General features: G+C 75.2%; 17 protein-coding genes. 10 read left to right on the top strand and 7 right to left on the bottom strand.

Features of this window, described 5'->3' with window-relative positions:
• Positions 1–2: 2 nt before the first annotated feature.
• On the bottom strand, positions 3–1265 hold the full coding sequence (locus IE245_RS31855) for an extracellular solute-binding protein (RefSeq protein ID WP_189954011.1): 1263 nt from the start codon (positions 1263–1265) through the stop codon (positions 3–5).
• Between the two features lie 264 nt (positions 1266–1529).
• Between IE245_RS31855 and IE245_RS31850 the strand changes: the two genes are divergently transcribed.
• Together IE245_RS31850 and IE245_RS31845 are read left to right on the top strand one after the other, a co-directional pair.
• Positions 1530–2375 carry a GntR family transcriptional regulator gene (locus tag IE245_RS31850; RefSeq protein WP_189954002.1) on the top strand — a complete coding sequence of 282 codons (846 nt, stop codon included), beginning with the start codon at positions 1530–1532 and terminating at the stop codon, positions 2373–2375.
• A 182-nt stretch (positions 2376–2557) separates the two neighbouring features.
• Entirely contained in the window at positions 2558–2860 is a 303-nt protein-coding gene (locus IE245_RS31845) for a hypothetical protein (protein WP_189954001.1), read from the top strand.
• Between the two features lie 326 nt (positions 2861–3186).
• On the opposite strand, the gene IE245_RS31840 is transcribed toward IE245_RS31845, so the two are convergent.
• From IE245_RS31840 to IE245_RS31830, 3 genes are all read right to left on the bottom strand, one after another.
• Positions 3187–4281 carry a hypothetical protein gene (locus tag IE245_RS31840; protein ID WP_189953999.1) on the bottom strand — a complete coding sequence of 365 codons (1095 nt, stop codon included), beginning with the start codon at positions 4279–4281 and terminating at the stop codon, positions 3187–3189.
• Positions 4282–4408: 127 nt separating this feature from the next.
• Entirely contained in the window at positions 4409–5044 is a 636-nt protein-coding gene (locus tag IE245_RS31835) for a hypothetical protein (RefSeq protein WP_229851770.1), read from the bottom strand.
• 27 nt (positions 5045–5071) lie between these two features.
• A complete protein-coding gene (locus IE245_RS31830; RefSeq protein WP_189953997.1) occupies positions 5072–5638 on the bottom strand; it encodes a dihydrofolate reductase family protein in 567 nt (188 codons plus the stop codon).
• A 190-nt stretch (positions 5639–5828) separates the two neighbouring features.
• On the opposite strand from IE245_RS31830, the gene IE245_RS31825 reads away from it, so the two are divergent.
• The 5 genes from IE245_RS31825 (at position 5829) to IE245_RS31805 (ending at position 9074) form a co-directional block, all read left to right on the top strand.
• The gene (locus IE245_RS31825) at positions 5829–6173 is read left to right on the top strand and encodes a hypothetical protein (RefSeq protein WP_189953994.1); all 345 of its coding nucleotides are present in this window, start codon (positions 5829–5831) and stop codon (positions 6171–6173) included.
• Positions 6170–6448: a hypothetical protein gene (locus tag IE245_RS31820; RefSeq protein ID WP_189953992.1), complete on the top strand. Its 279-nt coding sequence runs from the start codon at positions 6170–6172 to the stop codon at positions 6446–6448. The genes IE245_RS31825 and IE245_RS31820 overlap by 4 nt, the downstream gene beginning before the upstream one ends.
• A 117-nt stretch (positions 6449–6565) precedes the next feature.
• Positions 6566–7264, top strand: coding sequence for a VanZ family protein (locus IE245_RS31815; RefSeq protein WP_189953990.1), 699 nt, complete (start codon positions 6566–6568; stop codon positions 7262–7264).
• Positions 7265–7273: 9 nt separating this feature from the next.
• A complete protein-coding gene (locus tag IE245_RS31810) occupies positions 7274–7990 on the top strand; it encodes a response regulator transcription factor (protein ID WP_189953987.1) in 717 nt (238 codons plus the stop codon).
• Complete coding sequence (locus IE245_RS31805) at positions 7983–9074, top strand: sensor histidine kinase (protein ID WP_189953985.1); 1092 nt, start codon at positions 7983–7985, stop codon at positions 9072–9074. The genes IE245_RS31810 and IE245_RS31805 overlap by 8 nt, the downstream gene beginning before the upstream one ends.
• 118 nt (positions 9075–9192) lie before the next feature.
• Here IE245_RS31805 and IE245_RS31800 read toward each other — a convergent pair whose 3' ends face one another.
• The 3 genes from IE245_RS31800 to IE245_RS31790 form a co-directional block, all read right to left on the bottom strand.
• A complete protein-coding gene (locus IE245_RS31800; protein ID WP_189953984.1) occupies positions 9193–9699 on the bottom strand; it encodes a DinB family protein in 507 nt (168 codons plus the stop codon).
• 94 nt (positions 9700–9793) lie between these two features.
• Complete coding sequence (locus IE245_RS31795) at positions 9794–10447, bottom strand: hypothetical protein (RefSeq protein WP_229851768.1); 654 nt, start codon at positions 10445–10447, stop codon at positions 9794–9796.
• 11 nt (positions 10448–10458) lie between these two features.
• Complete coding sequence (locus IE245_RS31790) at positions 10459–11013, bottom strand: GNAT family N-acetyltransferase (protein WP_189953981.1); 555 nt, start codon at positions 11011–11013, stop codon at positions 10459–10461.
• A 251-nt stretch (positions 11014–11264) separates the two neighbouring features.
• Here IE245_RS31790 and IE245_RS31785 point away from each other — a divergent pair, with 251 nt between their 5' ends.
• From IE245_RS31785 to IE245_RS31775, 3 genes are all read left to right on the top strand, one after another.
• On the top strand, positions 11265–14717 hold the full coding sequence (locus IE245_RS31785) for a hypothetical protein (RefSeq protein ID WP_189953979.1): 3453 nt from the start codon (positions 11265–11267) through the stop codon (positions 14715–14717).
• Between the two features lie 128 nt (positions 14718–14845).
• Positions 14846–16279, top strand: coding sequence for a polysaccharide lyase 6 family protein (locus IE245_RS31780; protein WP_189953977.1), 1434 nt, complete (start codon positions 14846–14848; stop codon positions 16277–16279).
• 77 nt (positions 16280–16356) lie between these two features.
• Positions 16357–17271 (top strand): hypothetical protein, encoded by a 915-nt coding sequence (locus IE245_RS31775; protein ID WP_189953975.1) that lies wholly within the window; start codon positions 16357–16359, stop codon positions 17269–17271.
• Positions 17272–17408 lie beyond the last annotated feature (137 nt).

Here is a 17408-nt window from a genome sequence, read left to right as displayed (position 1 = left end):
CGTCAGGAGCCGCTGTTCAGGGTGGTGGTGAGGGACCGGGACGCCTTGGCGGCCTCGGCCTTCGGGTCGCGGCCGGTGAGGACGGCCGTCATGTAGTCCTTGATCGGGTTCTTGGCCTCGACGGCGGCCCACTGGGGCGTGTGGGGGGTGGCGCGTCCGTGGGCGGCGCCGACCGCCATGGCCGCCGCGCCGGGGTCGGAGGCCACGGCGTTGGCGAGCGTGGTCTTGTTGGGGACGTAGCTCATGGCGAGGGCGAGCTTCGTCTGCCACGCGTCGCCGGTGAGCTCCTCGATGAAGGTGTAGGCCTCCTCCTGGTGCCGGGCGACGGCGGGCACGACCAGGTCGGAGCCACCGGTGAAGACGGCGCCGGGGCGGTCGGCGGTCTTGCCCGGTATGGGGAAGAAACCGAGCTTGCCCTTGAGGTCGGGGTTCTTCTGGGCGATGACGTTCGCGCCGCCGGGGGTGGCGATGACCTGGGCGATCCGCCCCTGGGCGACGACGTCGGCCTGGAGCGGGCGCGACTCGTCCGAGTCCTTGGGCCCCTTGCCGAGCGCCTGGAGCCGCTGGTAGAACTCCATCGCCCGGACGGCCTCCGGGCTGTCCAGGCCCCCCTTCCATCTGCCGTCCTCGTGGACGGCGAGGTCGCCGCCCTCGTCCCAGACGAAGCCGGCGAGGGCGAACCAGTTCTGGCCGGGGAGGTAGATCCCCTGGACGCCGTCCTTGTCGAGCTTCTCGGTGGCGGCGAGCCACTGGTCGCGGGTCTTGATGGCGGCGGCGTCGATGCCGGCCTCCCGGAAGAGGTCGGTGCGGTAGATGACGACGCGGTTGGCGGCGTAGTACGGGATGCCGTACTGCCTGCCCTCCCATGCGCCGGGCTCGGCGAGGCCGTCGAGCCAGAACTGGCCGCCGAGGTCGTCGACCTTGTCGGTGAAGTCGGTGAGGCCGCCGCTCCGGGCGTACTGGGCGACCTGGGTGTTGCCGACCTCGATGACGTCGGGGGCGTCGTTGCCGGCGAGGGCGGCGGTGACCTTCTCGCCGATGCCCTCCCACTCCTGGATCTGGATGCGGACGTCGATCTCCGGGTGGGCCTTCTCGAAGCCGGCCTCGAACTCCCGCTGGAACGCCTCCGAGACGCTGTCGCGCATCAGCCAGACGTCGAGGACGGTGGGTCCACCGGCGTTCGACCCGTCGCCGGACGAGGAACAGGCGACGAGTCCGGTGCTCAGCAGCAGGGCTCCGAGCAGGGCAGGGGGGCGGTGCTTCACGGTTCACCTCGGGGCGTGAGAACGGGGAGGAACGAGGCAGACCCCGAGTTGACCACTTGACCTGTCAGGGGTTTACCAGTTGACGCGAGATGAAGGTGGCATGGACCAATGTGACCGTCAACCCCCGGAACACAGAGCGTTTTTCGCCGACTTCAGGGGAAGAGCCAACCGACCGACGGAGCCGCGCTCGCCGTTGAAAGCTGACCAGTGGACCAGTTATGGTTGACCAGCGAACAGCATGTCCCGACGACGAACGAGAGCCCCATGGAGATCGACGCGGCAGCCTCCGGCGCGATGCTCAAGCGCGAGCGGGTCCGTGACGCGATCCGCGAGCTCATCGAGGCGAGGCGCCCCGGCGACGCCATCCCGTCCGAGCGCGCCCTCTGCGCCCGGCTCGGCGTGTCGCGCCCCACCCTGCGCGCGGCCGTGGACGAGCTGGTCGTCGCGGGGCTGCTGGTCCGCGAGCACGGCCGGGGCATGTTCGTCGCGGCGGAGAAGATCACCCAGGAGCTGATCTCCGACCGCAGCTCCTTCACCCTCCCGCAGGCCGGCGGGGTGTGGACCAGCCGGCTCCTCGAGTTCCGCACCCTTCCGGCGGGCGCCCGCGTCAGCCGCAAGCTGCGGGTCTCCCCCGCCGCCGAGATCCTCTACGTCGCCCGCCTCCGGCTCGTCGACGGCTCCCCCATGGCCATCGAGCACCTGCACGTCCGCGCCGACCTCGCTCCCGGCCTGACCAGTGAGGAGCTGGAACAGGGCGACCTGTACGAACACCTCCGCGACCGCCACGGCATCCGGGTCAGCGAGGCGGTCCAGTCCATCGAGCCCACCGTCGTCACCCGCGCCGAGGCCGACCTCCTGGACGTCCCGGAGCTCTCCCCCGCCCTCCTCTTCGAGCGCCTCACCACGGACAGCCACGGCCGCGCCGTGGAGTACGTCCACTCCCTGTACCGGGGCGACCGCTACCGCATCGTCTCCCGTCTCACCCTCAACCCCGCCGACGACCACTCCGACGCGGAACAGGGCCACCACCCGGGCATCCCGCCCGGCGACTTCACCGCCGGCGACCCGGTCCCCTTCTCCACCCGGGGCGTCGTCCAGCACCACACCTGAGCCACCGCCGTCGTGTGCGGCGCGGGCGGCGTGTGCGGTGTCAAGGACGGTCTCCTCCAGGCGGGTTCCTCTCGGCCTGGAGAGTGAAACCACCCGGGATGAAGTGGATCTTGGCCGGGCCGCCCGGTAGCTGTGGTGCGAGCCCGCGCCGATGCGGGAACCTCCCTTGCCAAGGACGCCCGATGCGCACACGAGCAGTTCTGATCTCCCTGGTCGCCGCGAGCGCGGTGCTCGGTCCGGCCGGTTCCGCCCAGGCCGCCGCCTCCGGCGACGTCGTCGTCTTCTCCACCGAGGTCCAGCCGCTGGACGTCTACCGGGACCCGTCCGGCTGCCGGCAGCTGCCCACGGTCGCGCACGTGCTGACCAACCGGACGGACGGACCGGTGCGGATCTACGGCAACCCGTTCTGCGTCGGCCCCTCGGTGGTCGTCCAGCCCGGCCACGGCACCCACGTGCCGGGCGGCGCCGGATCGTTCTCCGCCTGACGCATGCTCGTCAGCGAGCCCGCCCGCCGTCACCCGTTCCGGTCATCGAGGCACGGAATCAGGGCTTCCCCCTGCGGGCACCCACTACGGTGGGAACCACGGAGGGAGGGGCCGACCGGTCGTTGGAATCCCGCTCTCCGGTGCCCCACACCCTTCAGGGTGTGGGGCACAGTCCGTTTCAGGAGGCGAAGGCCGTCACCAGGGTGCGGGAGTCGAGGACGCGCGGGCCCCGGTCGTCGCGCAGGACGTGGCCGGCGCGGTCCTGCGGCTCGGGACACCTCGTCCCGCGGGCTCCGGATTCCTCGTCCCGCGGGTTCCGGGGAGGCTCAGGAGCGGGTGGCGGTGGCGCATCCGTCGCCTGCCGTACCCGTCCCGCCGCTCAGGTCGAGCGGTTCGGTGCGGTCGTACGGGTCGACCTGCCGGGAGGCGTCGGTGGCCCCCTCCTCGTCGGCGGCGGCCCGGCCGAAGGGCGGCACGAAGTAGCCCGTGGGGGCGTCGCAGCCGCCGTTGGTCATGTCGAGGGCGTAGGAGAGGAGGGTCATCGTGCCCGGTTCGGTGACGACCTCGTCGGGGTCGTCCCAGCTCATGACGATCTGGCGCCGCGCGATCGTCCGGATGACCTCGCCGTCGCCGGCGGCCGGGGTGACCGGGTAGACGAAGGTGACGTCCGCCGTCACCTCGACCGCGCCGCGCTTCCCCTCGCGGTACGTGAGCCGGCCCCGCGTCTTGACGACGTCGCCGACCAGCCGGGTCTGCTCCGGCCGGAAGCGGCTGAAGAGGAGCAGCGGATCGGTGTCGGGCGTCGGCGTCCTGGCGGACAGGGCGGTACGGAGGTACCGCTGGACGTCCTTCTGGTGCGGGTTCAGGAGCGTGATCGCCTCGGTGGGGCGGGCGCCGCGCAGCACGCGGGGGTCGAGGCCGGCGGCAACCAGGAAGTCCCGGCTCCGCCCCAGGGCCTGTTCGACCTGGGCCGCGTCCATCCAGCCGGTCGCCTTCGCGGCCGGCACCGTGATCCCGGCCGCGCCGTCGGCCCACCGGGCGGCGGGCGAGCCCCGGAAGGGCTCGGCCAGGGTGGCCCGGCCGTCCGGCCCGGCCCCCGGCGCCTCCCGCGGGGGCCCGGTCTCGGCGGCGAGGGGCGTCGCGTCCTGCCCGCCGTCGCCGCCGGACCAGCCGACGATCTGCTGCGGGAAGAGCGCGACGGCCAGCAGCGCGACGGCCGCGGCGAACCCGGTCAGGTACCAGCCCGTCCTGCTCCGGGGGCGCGGCGAGGCGGGCGTGTACGTGCGCCACCCCTCGGGCCGCCCGGCCCCGTCCCGCAGCCGCCGCTCCGTCTCACGGGCCCGCGCCGACGGCTCGACGGGCGCGCTGCCGGCTCCCGCCTCCGCGTCCCGCAGGAACCGCTCCCATTCCTCGTCCGACACGGACGCTCCGTCCGGCCCCCCGGTCCCGCTCACACGCACTCCCGTTCTCGCTCGCCCCGTGGTCGACGGGTCGGACCGCATGATCGCACGGGCGTCCGACAACCGGCCGGGCCGCCCGGACGAGCCGTCAGGTCGTCCCGGTCGGCGGCGGCACGTCCAGGGCGCGGGCGAGGGCGGCGACGAGGGCCCGGTCGTGTCCGGGAACGCGGACGGCGGCCCACGCGACCGCCAGGTCGAGGAACGCGGCCAGGTCCCGCTCCACTCCCGCGAGCATGCCGCGCAGCGCGTGGGCGGGCAGCTCGATCACCGGGCTGTCGTCCCGTTCGGCGTCGACGGTGAGCCGGAGGGTGTCGCCGTGCCGTTCCGCCGCCGGCGACACCGGTTCGTGCCCGAAGCCGAGCGTCCCGTCCCCGTCGGCGAGCCGGTACCAGTCCCGCCAGTCCTCCAGCCCGTCGCAGCACCCGGGAACGAAGGCGACGCCCGTGCCGGGGTCGACGACGCGCAGGCCTCCGGCGGCGAAGACCTCGTCGGAGGAGAGCAGCCCCCGCAGGAAGGTTCCGGCCGCGTCCCGCGGCGGCCGGTCGTCGCCTTCGCCGGCCGGCCTGTTGCAGGCGGCGAGCGCCGTCACGGCCGTCCCGACCTCCGCCGGGGAGAGCCGCCCGGTCAGCGCGAGGAACCCGGAAGCGTCGGCCCCGGCCACCGGCCACAGGTCGAACCCCTCGGGCACGGAGACCTCCAGGACGGCCCGCATCACGTGCACCATCTGCTCCGGTCCCTCGGTGCGCGTGCGCTAGCGCGACACACGGTAGCGGAGGTGGACGACCTGGGAGGAGCGGAAGGTGCGGGATTCGGCGAGTTCGAGCTTCACCCGGCGCCGGTCCCGGGCGAAGAAGGGGGTGCCGCCACCGAGCAGCACCGGCGAGATCCTGACCCGGTACTCGTCGATCAGGTCCGCCTCGGCGGCCGCGGCGGCGAGGTCCGCGCCGCCGAGGGCGATGTCGCCCTCCCCCGGCTCCGCCCGCAGCCGTTCGATCTCCTCCGCCAGGCTGCCGGTGGCGAGCCGGGCACGTCCCCGCACCTCGGTCAGCGTCCGGGAGAAGACCACCTTGGGCAGCGGGTTCCACACCTCGACCCACGCGCGCGTCGGGGGGTCGAGCGTCGGGTCCTGCTCCATGCCCTCCCAGTACAGCATCGTCTCGTACAGCCGTCGGCCGAGCAGGTGGACTCCGACCCTCCGGGTCTCCTCGATGACGAAGCGGAAGACCTCCTCGTCCGGGTCCCCCCAGTCGATGTCGCCGTCCGCGTCCACGATGTAGCCGTCCAGCGAGACGCCCATCGAATAGGTCACACTGCGCATCAGAAGTCCCCTTCAGCCACGGGTCCGACAGCCGCTCCACGCCGGGCGACGCCATTCTCGCAGCCGGTCCCCCCTCGGCCCGGCTCCCGACGCGCCCGCGCGCTCCCCGTCGGTCAGTCGCTCCCCTACCGTGGACCCAGGGAGTCGACGCCCCGTCAGACGGCGGCGTCCGGACGGAAGGAGGTCCGCGATGGGCAGCCCGTCCCGTGGCGGGGGACCCGGTGCCGGCGGGTCCGGTGGGACCGACGCGTCCGCCGAGGCGTCCGCCGAGCCGGGTCTGCCCCGTACCGCCAACGCGATCGCGGCGGCGCTCGCGCCGGGCCGCAGGGGGCCGTTCCTGGAGGAGCTGCTGGCCGCGGAGGCCGGGGAGGCGCAGCTGGCGGTGATGGAGCGGTGGCAGCTGCGGGCCGTCGCCGACACGCGGCGCAGCGACGCGGACCGCGCGCAGGCGGGTGCGCTGCGGGTCGGCGAAGGGGACGGGATGCGGGTCCGGCCCCTGGACGACGTCCTGGCCTCGCTGAACGGGGCCCGGTGAACCACGGTCTGAGCGAGCAGGCGGCCGCCGTCCTCGCCGCCATGTCCGCCGAGGCCCCGGAGACGTTCACCGCGACCGTACGGACCCTGACCGGCGTCACCGCCGCGCACGAGCGCGGCACCGTGCCGCCCGGGGCCGGCCCCATCGACGAGTGGGGCGACGTCTTCGACCTCGACGTCCCCGGGCGTCCCGTGCTCGTCGAGTGGTTCGCCGGGGACCCCGAGTCGGTGACGTTCACCCGCATCACCTGGCTGGAGGACGCCCGGCGGGAGTGACCTGCCGGCCCGTCGTCCTCCGTGTCGCGCGAGGGGACCGGAGCCCCTCCTCCGTATCGTGCGCGTATCGAAAACCGCATACGCCGCCGCAACCGCCCGCCCTGTTCCATGGACGGCATGCACAGCGACACGCGCCGGATCGCCCGCCTCTGCCTCGCCGCCCTCGCCGCCCTCCTGGTGGCGGGCGGCCTGTTCGTCGTACGGGGGCCGCTCCTGATGAGCGCGCCGCTGTGCCTGTCCGGTCAGTGGCAGCGGTGCTTCGGGACGTTCAACGGTGTCGTGCTGATGACGCTGGTCACGCTGCCGGCGGCGGTCCTCGTGGCGTGGGGGCTCGCGCGGCGCCGGCGGGCGGCGGGGGTCGCGTCGGCGCGGCGGCTTTCGCTGGCCGAGGTGGGCATGGTGCACGGGACGCTGCCGTTCCTGTGGATGACGCTGATCCCGGGCGGCGGGGCCGGAGTCGTACCGCCCCGGGTGAGCCTGGTGCCGCTGCGGGACCTGGTCGTGATGGGGCCGCTCGGGATCGTCGGCAACCTGCTGGTCTTCGCCTCGCTCGGGTTCTTCGCCCCGGTCCGGTTCGCCGCCGTGGCGACGCTGCCGCGGCTCCTGGCGCTGGGGGCGGGCTGCTCGGCGCTGGTGGAGACCGCCCAGTACGTGCTGCGCCTCGACCGGGTGACGTCCGTGGACGACGTCCTGGTCAACGCGACCGGAGCCGTCCTCGCCGGGCTGGCGTCCCGCCGCTGGTGGCGTACCCGCGCGGGAACGGGGGCGCCCGTGGGCGCGGCCTCGCGCGCGGCCGGGACCGGCCGGGTTGCCTAGGCTTCGGGCATGCGCGTACTGATCGTGGAGGACGAGCCGTATCTCGCCGAGGCCGTCCGGGACGGGCTCCGGCTGGAGGCGATCGCCGCCGACGTCGCGGGCGACGGGGACACCGCGCTGGAACTGCTCCGGCTGCACGCGTACGACCTCGCGGTCCTCGACCGGGACGTCCCCGGCCCGTCCGGCGACGAGGTCGCGCGGCACATCGTGGCCTCCGGCAGCGGCATCCCGATCCTGATGCTGACGGCCGCGGACCGGATCGACGACAAGGAGTCCGGGTTCGCCCTCGGGGCCGACGACTACCTCACCAAGCCGTTCGAGCTGCGGGAGCTCGTGATGCGGCTGCGCGCGCTCGACCGCAGGCGCGGGCATGCCCGGCCGCCGGTCCGCGAGCTCGCCGGGCTGCGGGTGGACCCGTTCCGCCGGGAGGTCTTCCGCGACGGGCGGTACGTGGCGCTCACCCGCAAGCAGTTCGCGGTCCTGGAGGTCCTCGTCGCCGCCGAGGGAGGGGTCGTCGGCTCCGAGGAGCTGCTGGCCCGGGCCTGGGACGAGAACGCCGACCCGTTCACCAACGCCGTGCGCATCACGGTCTCGGCGCTGCGCAAGCGGCTCGGTGAGCCGTGGGTCATCGCCACCGTGCCGGGCGTCGGCTACCGCATCGACACCGGGCCCGGGACGGCCGGAGGGGACAGCGCGCCCGGCGGGGCCGGAGGTCCGCGTGGCTAGGCGGCCCGGGCCGAGCGTCCGGCTGAAGCTGGCGCTCAGCTACGCCGGGTTCCTCGCCGTCGCCGGTGCGCTGCTGCTGGCCGTGGTGTGGGGGTTCCTGCTGCGCTACGTGCCCGACAAGGACCAGGGCCTGCTCGGGGTGTCGCCCAACCGCTACCTCCTGGTGCGGACCTTCTTCCCCGCGGCGGGCGTGGCGCTGGGGTTCCTCCTCGTGTTCGGGCTCGTCGGGGGCTGGTTCCTGGCCGGGCGGATGCTCGCGCCGCTCGACCGGATCACGGCCGCGGCGCGGGCGGCGGGCGGCGGCTCGCTGGCGCACCGGATCCGGATGGAGGGGCGCCAGGACGAGTTCCGGGAGCTCGCCGACGCCTTCGACACGATGCTCGGACGGCTGGAGTCGCACGTCGCCGAGCAGCAGCGGTTCGCGGCGAACGCCTCGCACGAGCTGCGGACGCCGCTCGCGGTCTCGCAGGCGCTCCTCGACGTCGCCCGCGAGGACCCCACGCGCGACCGGGACGAGCTCATCGAGCGGCTCCGAGCCGTCAACCGGCGGTCCATCGACCTCACCGAGGCCCTCCTGCTGCTGAGCCGCAGCGACCGCGGCGGCTTCGCCCGCGAGCCCGTCGACCTCTCCCTCGTCGCGGAGGAGGCCGCCGAGACCCTGCTCCCGCTCGCCGAACGGCGCGGCGTCACGCTCGACGTCACCGGTGGCGCGACGCGGACCGGAGGCTCGCCGGAGCTCCTGCTGCGGATGGTGACGAACCTCGTCCAGAACGCCGTCGTCCACAATCTGCCGGCCGGCGGCACGGTGACCGTGCACACCGAGGCGGTGGACGGCGCCGGGCTCGTCCGGGTCGAGAACACGGGGCCGGTGCTCCCGGCGGAGCTCGTACCGACCCTGACCGAGCCCTTCCGGCGCGGCACGGACCGCGTCCGTACCGACGGACACGCCGGCGTCGGGCTCGGCCTGGCGCTCGTGCGGAGCATCGTGCGCGCCCACGGCGGCACCCTGCGCCTCGCCGCCCGCCCGGCCGGGGGCCTCGTGGTCACGGTCGTGATCCCGGACCGGCCCCCGAGCACCCCGTAGTCCGGCCGCGTCGTCGGCCTCGTCGCCTCCCGCTCGGCCACGCGGGCGCGCACGGCCGCCACGTGCCGGAGCGCGCCACCGTCGGCAGGGGCGCGGCGCGCGCCACGGGCCGGCGGGGTCAGGAGCCGGTGGAGCCGTCGAGCATCTCCCGCAGGATGTCCAGATGGCCGTTGTGGCGGGCCGTCTCCTCGACGAGGTGGTGGAGGATCCAGCGCAGGTCCACCTTGAGGCCGTCGCGGACGGGCCGCGCCGCCCTGGTGTCCAGGCTGTGCGCCGCGACCAGGTCGCGGTGGCGGGCGGAGTGCGCGGCGTACTCGTCGAGCAGCTGCGGGAGCGGGAAGTCGACCGCGACGCGCATCTCGCGGTCGGGGTCCTCCTCGGTCCAGGGGCCCTCGTCCTCCTCCCCCAGGAAGACCACCCGGAACCAGTAGTACTCGACCCAGCGCAGGTGGTTGATCAGCCCGCTCACCGTCATGAGCGGCGAGTGGGGAAGGAGCGCCTTGCGGGCGTTCTCCTCGGAGATTCCCTCGCACTTGGCGAGGGCGGTGTCCCGCGCGTAGTCGAGGAAGGTGGTGAGCTGGGTGCGCTCGTCCCACGCGGCGGGTGTGTCGGAGGTTCTGGTCATCGCGCGAGTCTTTCCGACCCGCGCGGCCGCTGTCGACACGTTTTCGGCAGGCCGGCGGGCGGCGGGGCGGCCTCGGCGAGGGGCGCGCGGGCCGTCAGTACGCGCCGATGGACCAGAAGACGCCCACCTCGTCGGCGCTCACCGCGATCAGGCCCAGGTCCTCGAAGAGGTCCAGGCCGTTGACGTACGCGCTGGTGACGAACGAGTGCGAGCGGGTGCCCGTGAGGCCCGCCGCCACGAAGTCCGGGCGGCCGGTGGCGGCGGCGGTCGCGTTGGTCCAGTAGCGGGCGCCGGCACCGTACCGGTCGAGCAGGGTGCGGGCGTCCGCCAGGAGGGCGTCGCGGTCGGGGCGGGTGCGGACCGGGGCGGACTCCCCCTGCCATTCCTCGGCCATGACGGCGAGCGCGCCGACCGCCGTGTCCGCGTCCACGGGGTGGAGGCGGGCGGGGAAGCCGGACGCGGCCGGAGGGTCGAAGGGGTAGGCGGGGAGGGTGTGGCGGACGTCGGCGGCGCCGTCGCCGTCCAGCCGGATCCAGCCGCGGGGGTCGGTCACCGACCGGTGCATCACGGCGCGTACGTCGTGGGCCCAGTCGTCGTGGCGCCGGGGGCCGGTCGCCACGAAGGCGTACGTGTCGTCGAGCAGCCGCAGCGCGGCGGCGTTCCACGCGGAACGCCCGCACCGGAACTCCCGGTGCGGGGTGCCCCCGTGGGGCGCGGGGTCGCCGGCCGGCCCGGGAGGGAGGACCATCGCGCGAGGGTTCAGGAGGTCTGGGCGTCCCGGAAGAGGCCCCAGGTCTGGAGGGCGAACGGCCGGCCCTTCTCCTCGCCCTCGATCAGGGGGACGTCGAGGAGGGTGAAGCCCGTCCTGGTGGCCACGGCGACGCTGGCGGCATTCTCGGCCTCCAGTTCCAGGACCACCCGCTCCAGGCCGAGCTGCTCGAAGGCGTAGGCGGCCATGATCTGTACGGCGCGGCCCGCGAGGCCCTGGCCGCGGTGGGCGGGGCCGACGGCGTAGCCGAGTTCCGCGCCGTCCGGGAGGCGCCGGAGCATCACCTCGCCGAGCGGCGCGCCGCCGTCGACGGTGATCGCGAGCAGGATGGTCGTGCCCTCCGCCCGCAGTCTCCGGGCCGTCTCCACGCGCGCGGCGGCGGCCTGCCCGTCGAAGGGCGAGACGATCGGCGTCCAGTACGCCACGTCGGGGTCCTCGAACAGGGCCGGCATCGCGGACACGTCCGCCTCGGTCCAGTCACGCAGGACGAGCCCCTCTCCCGACAGCTCGATCCGAGCGGGGAACGGTGGGACGGCGCTGCTCATACGGGGTTCCTTCCTGGCCACGGGGACAAGGCAGCATAACGGGCCGGTCGTCGGGTCCTCCGGGGAACGAACCCGCCGTCGGAGGGCCCCGACGGCGGGCGGCACGGTCATCCCGGCCTGTCGAACAGGCCGTTGGCCTCCGCGCGGTCCGGGTCCCGCCCCGTCGGGGGCGCCTACCCGCCCCGCCGTACCGGCTCCCGCGGGGGATATTCGATGGGCCCGGGTCGACGCCGTCGGGCACAATGCCCGCGATGATCTCCACCGCCGGCGAGCTGCTCGCCGCTCTCGAAGCCCTGCCCCACGCCGCCCGGCTCAGGTTCACCGCCGTCACCGCCCACCGGCTCGCCGGCCGGGGCGAACTGCGTCCGCTCCTCGTGGAGCTGGACGCGCTCGGCGCGTACGAACGGCGGCTGGGCGCGCTGGCGGCGCTCGCCGCCGGGGACACCGCGCACCTGCTCGCCCGGCTCGGGGACCTCGATCCCGTGGTCCGCCGGTACGCGCTCCGCTGCGCCCGCCGCCTGCCCGTCGCCGAAGCCGACGACTCCTTCGACCTCGCCGTCGAGGCCGCCCACTCCGACGCCCCGGCCGTCGTCCGCGCCGATCTCGCCCGGCTGCTGCGCGACGGGCGGCGGTCCGCGCTCGCCGAGCGGCTCGTACGGCGGGTGCGCGTCGAGTACGGCGACCGGGACGCGGCCCTGCTGCTGGCGGGCTGTTCCACGGAGTTCGCCGCGCGGCTGCTGCCCGAGGTCGCGGGCGTCCTGGCGTACGAGGACTGGAGCACCCTGGCCCGGCGGCATCCGGACGCGGTGCTCGACCACGCCGAGCACGAACTCGCCCCGCTCAACCGGCGGTTGCGCAACGCCTGGTGGAAGCGGTACGCGACGGGGATCGCCACCGCGCTGGCCGCCGCCCCGGAGCGCGTACTGGACCTGCTGGAGGCGTACGGCCCCGACGGCCTCCCCGGGCCGGTGCACGACCGGCTGGCCGACCTCGTCGCGGTGGATCCCGAACGCGTCGCGCGGTGGTTCGCCGACCCGGAGCGGGCGGCGGGCCGCTGGGAGCGGACGCCGGGGCCGGCGGTCATGCGCCGCCTCGTGGCCGCCGACCCGCCGTCACTGCCCGCGCTGGGGGCGCTGTGGTTCCACCGGAACGCCTTCCGCACCCTGCTCCGGGCGCTGCCTCCGGCGCGCCGGGGCGCGTTCCTGGACGCCGTCGTGGCCGTGGCCCCTCCGCGCCGGAACGTCCGGGCCCACCCGGGCGTGCTCGGGCTGCTGCCCGCGGCCGAGCGGCACGCCCGGGCGCGTACCGCCGTCCACGCGATCGAGGCCGAGGGTGGCCCGGCGGGGGACGTCCAGGACCTGCTCGTCCTGCTCCCGCCGGACGAGGCCCGCCCCCGGCTCCTCGCCGCCCTCACCACCGGGGACGCCGAGGACCGCGCCACCGCCTGGTCCCGGCTGGTCCTCAACGCCGACCTGAGCCGTGACCCGGAGCAGGTCGCCGCGGTCCTCGCCCGGGCCGCCGGCCGTCTCGCCCACGAGCGCGACCCCGTCCGCCAGGACGTCCTCGACTCCTTCGCCCTCGTCCCGGCACCGCTCCTGCGCGCCGCGGTCACGGGCGACGGGCACGGCGCCGAGGCCCTGGAGCGGCTGTGCCTGGACGCCCTGAACGCCCGGGACTGCTCCGACCTGACCCGCGACACGATCCGCGGGCTGGTCGTGGCCCTCCTCTCCGGGGCGACACCCACCGCGCCGGTGGCGGAGCTCGCCGCGCGCCTCCTGGAGGCCCTGACCGCGCACACCGGCACGGTCGGACCCGGCCCTCTCGCACGGTCGTCGCGGGCGGACGGGGTGCGCGTCGTGGTCGGCGCGCTCGGCCCGTGGCTGGACCGGAGCGCCGCCCGGGGCGACGTCGCGCCCCTGCTCGCCCTGGTCGCGTCCTGCGGGCGCCGCGCGTACGACGTCCCCGAGCTCCAGGACCGTCTCGGGAAGGCGCTGGCCGACTGTCCGGACGGAAGCTTCGGCGACGTCGCCGCCGCCTGGCTCGCCGATCCCGCCACCCGGGGCGTCCGCGTCGCCGGACTCCTGGACCGGGAGCCCTCGGCGGTCTTCCTGCCCCCGGTGCTCGCCGTCCTGACCGCCGAGCGCACGGACCTCCTGGACGCGGCCCTGACGGAGTCCCCGCGCCCCGGCGACCGGTTCCCGGCGGCGGGGACGGTACGGGCGCTGCCGTCGTTCCGGCACGCCGACCGGTGGCTGCCCCGGCAGCAGGAGGCCGCCGTCCGGCTGGCGGCCGCGGCCGTCGCGGATCCCGGCCGGGGCGTCGACGAGCGGGCCGCGCTCCTGCGGGCGGTCGCGCCGGTTCCCGTCCACGGCGGGGCCCTGCTCCGGCGGTACGCCTCGCCGCCGGACGGCGGGCCCTCCTCCGACGCCCCCGACGGGCGCGTCGAGCCCGCGCTCGCGGCGGCCGCTCTGGACGCCGCCGCGCACACCGACGCACCGGCGTCGGTCCTCCGCAGCCTGCTCGATCACGCGGGCGACGACCGGGCCGTCGCGGCCTGGTCGGCCGCCGGCCGCGCCGCCCTCCACGCCCGGCCCTCCCAGGTCTCGGACCTCCTCCAGGCCGTCCTGACCCGCGAGAAGGGGGTGAAGGTCACCGTCCGGAAGGCCGCCGCGCGGCTCGCCGTCCGCCACCTTCCCCCGGCGGCCGCCACCGCGCTGCTGTCCCGGGTGGCCCGGACGCCGGGCGTCCATCCCGATGTGCACGCCACCGTCGTCGGCCTCGCCACCGCGCTGCTGCCCGCCGAGGAGATGTGGGCGCTGCTGGAGGCGGCGGTCGCCGAGGGGCCGGAGCCGGCGCGGCTCGCGGTCCTGGGCGTGCGGCCGGCGGATTTGGCGCGTGCGCACCGGCGGCGGTTCGGCGCGCTGGTCGCCCGGCTGGCGTTCGCCGCGGACGAGCGGACGGCCGACCGCGCCCTGTCCGGCCTCGCCGACTGGGCCCGTCACGCCCCGGAGGCGGGCGACGCGCTCGTGACGGTCTACACGGACGTCACCAGGCCGGGCGGGCTCTGGTCGGTGAACTCCGGGCTCAACGAGCTGTCCCGTTCCGGACTGCCGCACCCCGTCGGCGGCGTGGCGCCGGGCAGCCTGCTGTGCGAGACGGTGGACCGCCTGCTGGCGCGCGTCGCGGCGGGCGAGCCGGAGGGCGGCGGGCGGGGCGGTGATCTGCCGGCGCTCCGCAGGCTGCGGTCCCTCCTGTCGTCGCCGCGGCAGGAACCCCGGGACTGCGCGGCCCTGGCCCGGCGGCTCGCGGACGAGCCGCTGGCCGCGACCACCCGTGTGGGGCTCCTCGTCCGGGCGATCGACATGGCCTCGGCGGGAGACGAACTCGGCTCCGCGGTCGACGCGTTGGCGGACGTCGTCGCGGGCCGTCCGGTGCTCGCGGCCCGTGCGGCCGAGGACCTCGGCGAGGCCCATGGGTACCGTGCGCGCCTCGCCGACCCCGCCGCCGTCCTCGCCGTCGTACGGACCCTCGGTGACGGCGGCAACCTCGTGCGCGGTCTCCTCGCCGCCGCCCTCGCGACGGCCCTCGGGTCCCGGCAGGGCTGGCCGGAGCCGTGCCGGGCGGCCGTGATCGCCCTGCGCCGCCACCCGGAGCCGGACGTCCGCGAGCTGGCGTACGAGGCGGACCTGAGCGAGGGCCCCTGAGTCGAGGGGCGTCGGGTCGGAGGCCGGCCCCGCCACGGACGGCGGCGTCCGGCGCGTTAGTGAGGCGTCAGTGGGACGGCAGGGGTCGAGGGGAGAGTGGGGGCGACCACTTCCAGGAGGCTTGCATCATGCGACGACGTACGTTTCTCAAGGGCAGTCTGATGGGCTCGGCCGCCGCTCTGGCCGTTCCCGTCGTCGGGGCCGCGCAGGGGACGGCCTCGGCGGCCGGGACCGTGAACGTCGGCAGTGTCGCGGCGCTGCAGAGCGCGATCGACGCCGCCGTGCCCGGCGACCGGATCGTGCTCGCGGACGGTGCGTACACCGTCCCCTCGTCCGGCGTCCGGATCGCGGGCAAGCACGGGACGACGGACGCGCCGATCACCATCGTGTCGGCGAGCCGCGGGGGCGCCGTGCTCAACGGGCCCGTCGGTTTCGTGCTCTCGGCGTCCAGCAACATCACGATCAGCGGGTTCGCGTTCCGGCAGACGAGCACGTTCGCCCTCCCCGCCGACTGTTCCCGGATCCGGCTGACGCGCAACGACTTCAAGCTCGCCGACCGTGACGGGCTCGACTGGCTGACGGTGCGCGGCGACGACGCCAAGATCGACCGGAACTATTTCCACCACCGCAGCTCCCAGGGCATCTTCCTCGTCGTCGACGGGCCCGGCACGACCGCCATGGCCCAGCGGACCCATGTCTTCCGCAATTACTTCGCCGACCACTCCTACACCGGTGCCAACGGCGGCGAGGCGATCCGCCTCGGCGTCAGCCACCGCGCGCTGTCCACGGCCGACGCCCTCGTCGAGTACAACCTCTTCGAGCGCTGCGACGGCGACCCCGAGGCGATCTCGGTCAAGTCCTCCGGGAACACCATCCGCCACAACACCCTGCGGAACAGCAAGGGCGGCATCGTGCTGCGGCACGGCAACGCCACCACCGTGGCCGGCAACCACGTCCTCGGCGGCGCGAACGGCGTCCGCCTGTACGGCAACGACCACCTCGTCGTGAACAACCACATCTCCGGTACGACCTCCCGCGGCATCGTCATCGGCAGCGGCACCACCCGCGACCACCACGAGGGCGAGACGACCGAGGAGCGGCGCGGGAACGACGCCTGCGACCGGGCCGTCATCGCGCACAACACGCTCGTCGGCAACGCGGCGACGATCTCCGGCGAGAGCCGGACGTACGGGCCGCGGGACGTCGTCGTCGCCGACAACGTCCTCGTCGCCTCCGCCGGCAGCCTGGTCGACCTCGACAGCGCCACCGGCTTCGTCTGGCAGGGCAACATCCTGTGGGGCTCGGCCGCGAACGGCACGATCCCGTCCGCCGGCTTCCGCCGCGTCGACCCCCTGCTGCGCAAGGACGCCGACGGGGTGCACCGCCTCACCGCCGGCAGCCCGGCCGTCGACGCCGCCACCCTCACCTCCCTGGCCCTGGCCGAGGACGCCGACGGGCACGCGCGCGGCGCCGCCCGCGACGTCGGCGCCGACGAGTACTCCGCCCTCGCCCCGGTCCGCCGCCCGCTGACGACCGCCGACGTCGGCCCGAACGCGAGCTGACGCCGCCCGCCGGGCGCCCACTCCCCCCGGGGTGGACGGGCGCCCGGAGACGTCCGGCCACCGCCTAGGGTCGTGGCATGCGCGTGCGAAGCGACGAACTCACCCGGGACGACGGCCTGTGGGCCGGGCTGACCCTGGACGTACGGGACGACCGCCCCCGGCCGGGGCTGTGCGTGTTCAGCGGTCCGGGACGGCGGCTGATGCTCGCCCAGGACTCGCGGCCGGTGCTGCTCGCCGTGGTCGACGAGGAGCTGGGGGGCGTCGACTTCCGGCGCACCGGCGCGTACCGCTCCTTCGTCCCGCCGCTGCGCGCCGATTCGGCACGCGCCCTCGCCGGCGGTCCGGAGCGGTGGGCCCACCGCTTCGCCCGCCACCTCGCCGACGCCCCGGACGGCCCGCTCCACGAGGGCCGCTGGCTGCTGACCTCGGGAAACCGGCTCCTGCGGTGGCGGCACGCGCGGGAGACGCACGCGGAGTACTGGAACTCGATGCTCGTCGAGGGCCATCCGGACGGCTTCCTCGACTGGTTCCTCCACTCCTGCTCCTGGGAGGTGCTGCCGCTGCGCCCGATGCCGGACGCCGACGACGCCCGGGTGAAGGCGTACCGCAAGCAGGCCGGGGAGGGGACGCTGCCGCCCGTGCTGCTGTGGTGGGTGAGCGGCCTCGACTGCCATGTGGTCCTGGACGGTCACGCGCGGCTCGCCGCGGCGGTCGCCGAGTCCGTCGAGCCCCCGCTGCTCGAACTGCACCGTACCTTGCCGCACGACGACCTGGCCGCCCGCACCGCGTCGGCGGTGGCCTTCTACGAGCACGAACTCGCCCGCCACGAACGGCTCCGCTCCCTCCACGGCCCCACCGTCCCGGACGGCACCGCCATCGCCGGCCCCCGACTCGCCCGCCTCCTCACGGACTTGCGGTTCGACGAGCGACCGACCCGGTCCTGGCCGCTCCCGGACGCGCTCAGGGACGCGGCGGAGTGGCCGGGACCGTGATGCGCACCGGCTCGAACCCCCCTGCCAGGCCCCTCATTTGGCGTGGCCGGAGCCCCCCTGCGCTAGGGTCTGTTGTGAAAGTGCTGGTCACAGCCACTCGTTGATGGCTGCGACCAGCACGGTCGCTTCGTAGCGGA

The organism is Streptomyces roseolus (genome assembly GCF_014649855.1).
Classification (GTDB): Bacteria; Actinomycetota; Actinomycetes; order Streptomycetales; family Streptomycetaceae; genus Streptomyces; species Streptomyces roseolus.
The sequence above is the reverse complement of the archived record's forward strand: the minus strand, read 5'-3'. Positions and strand labels throughout refer to the sequence as shown.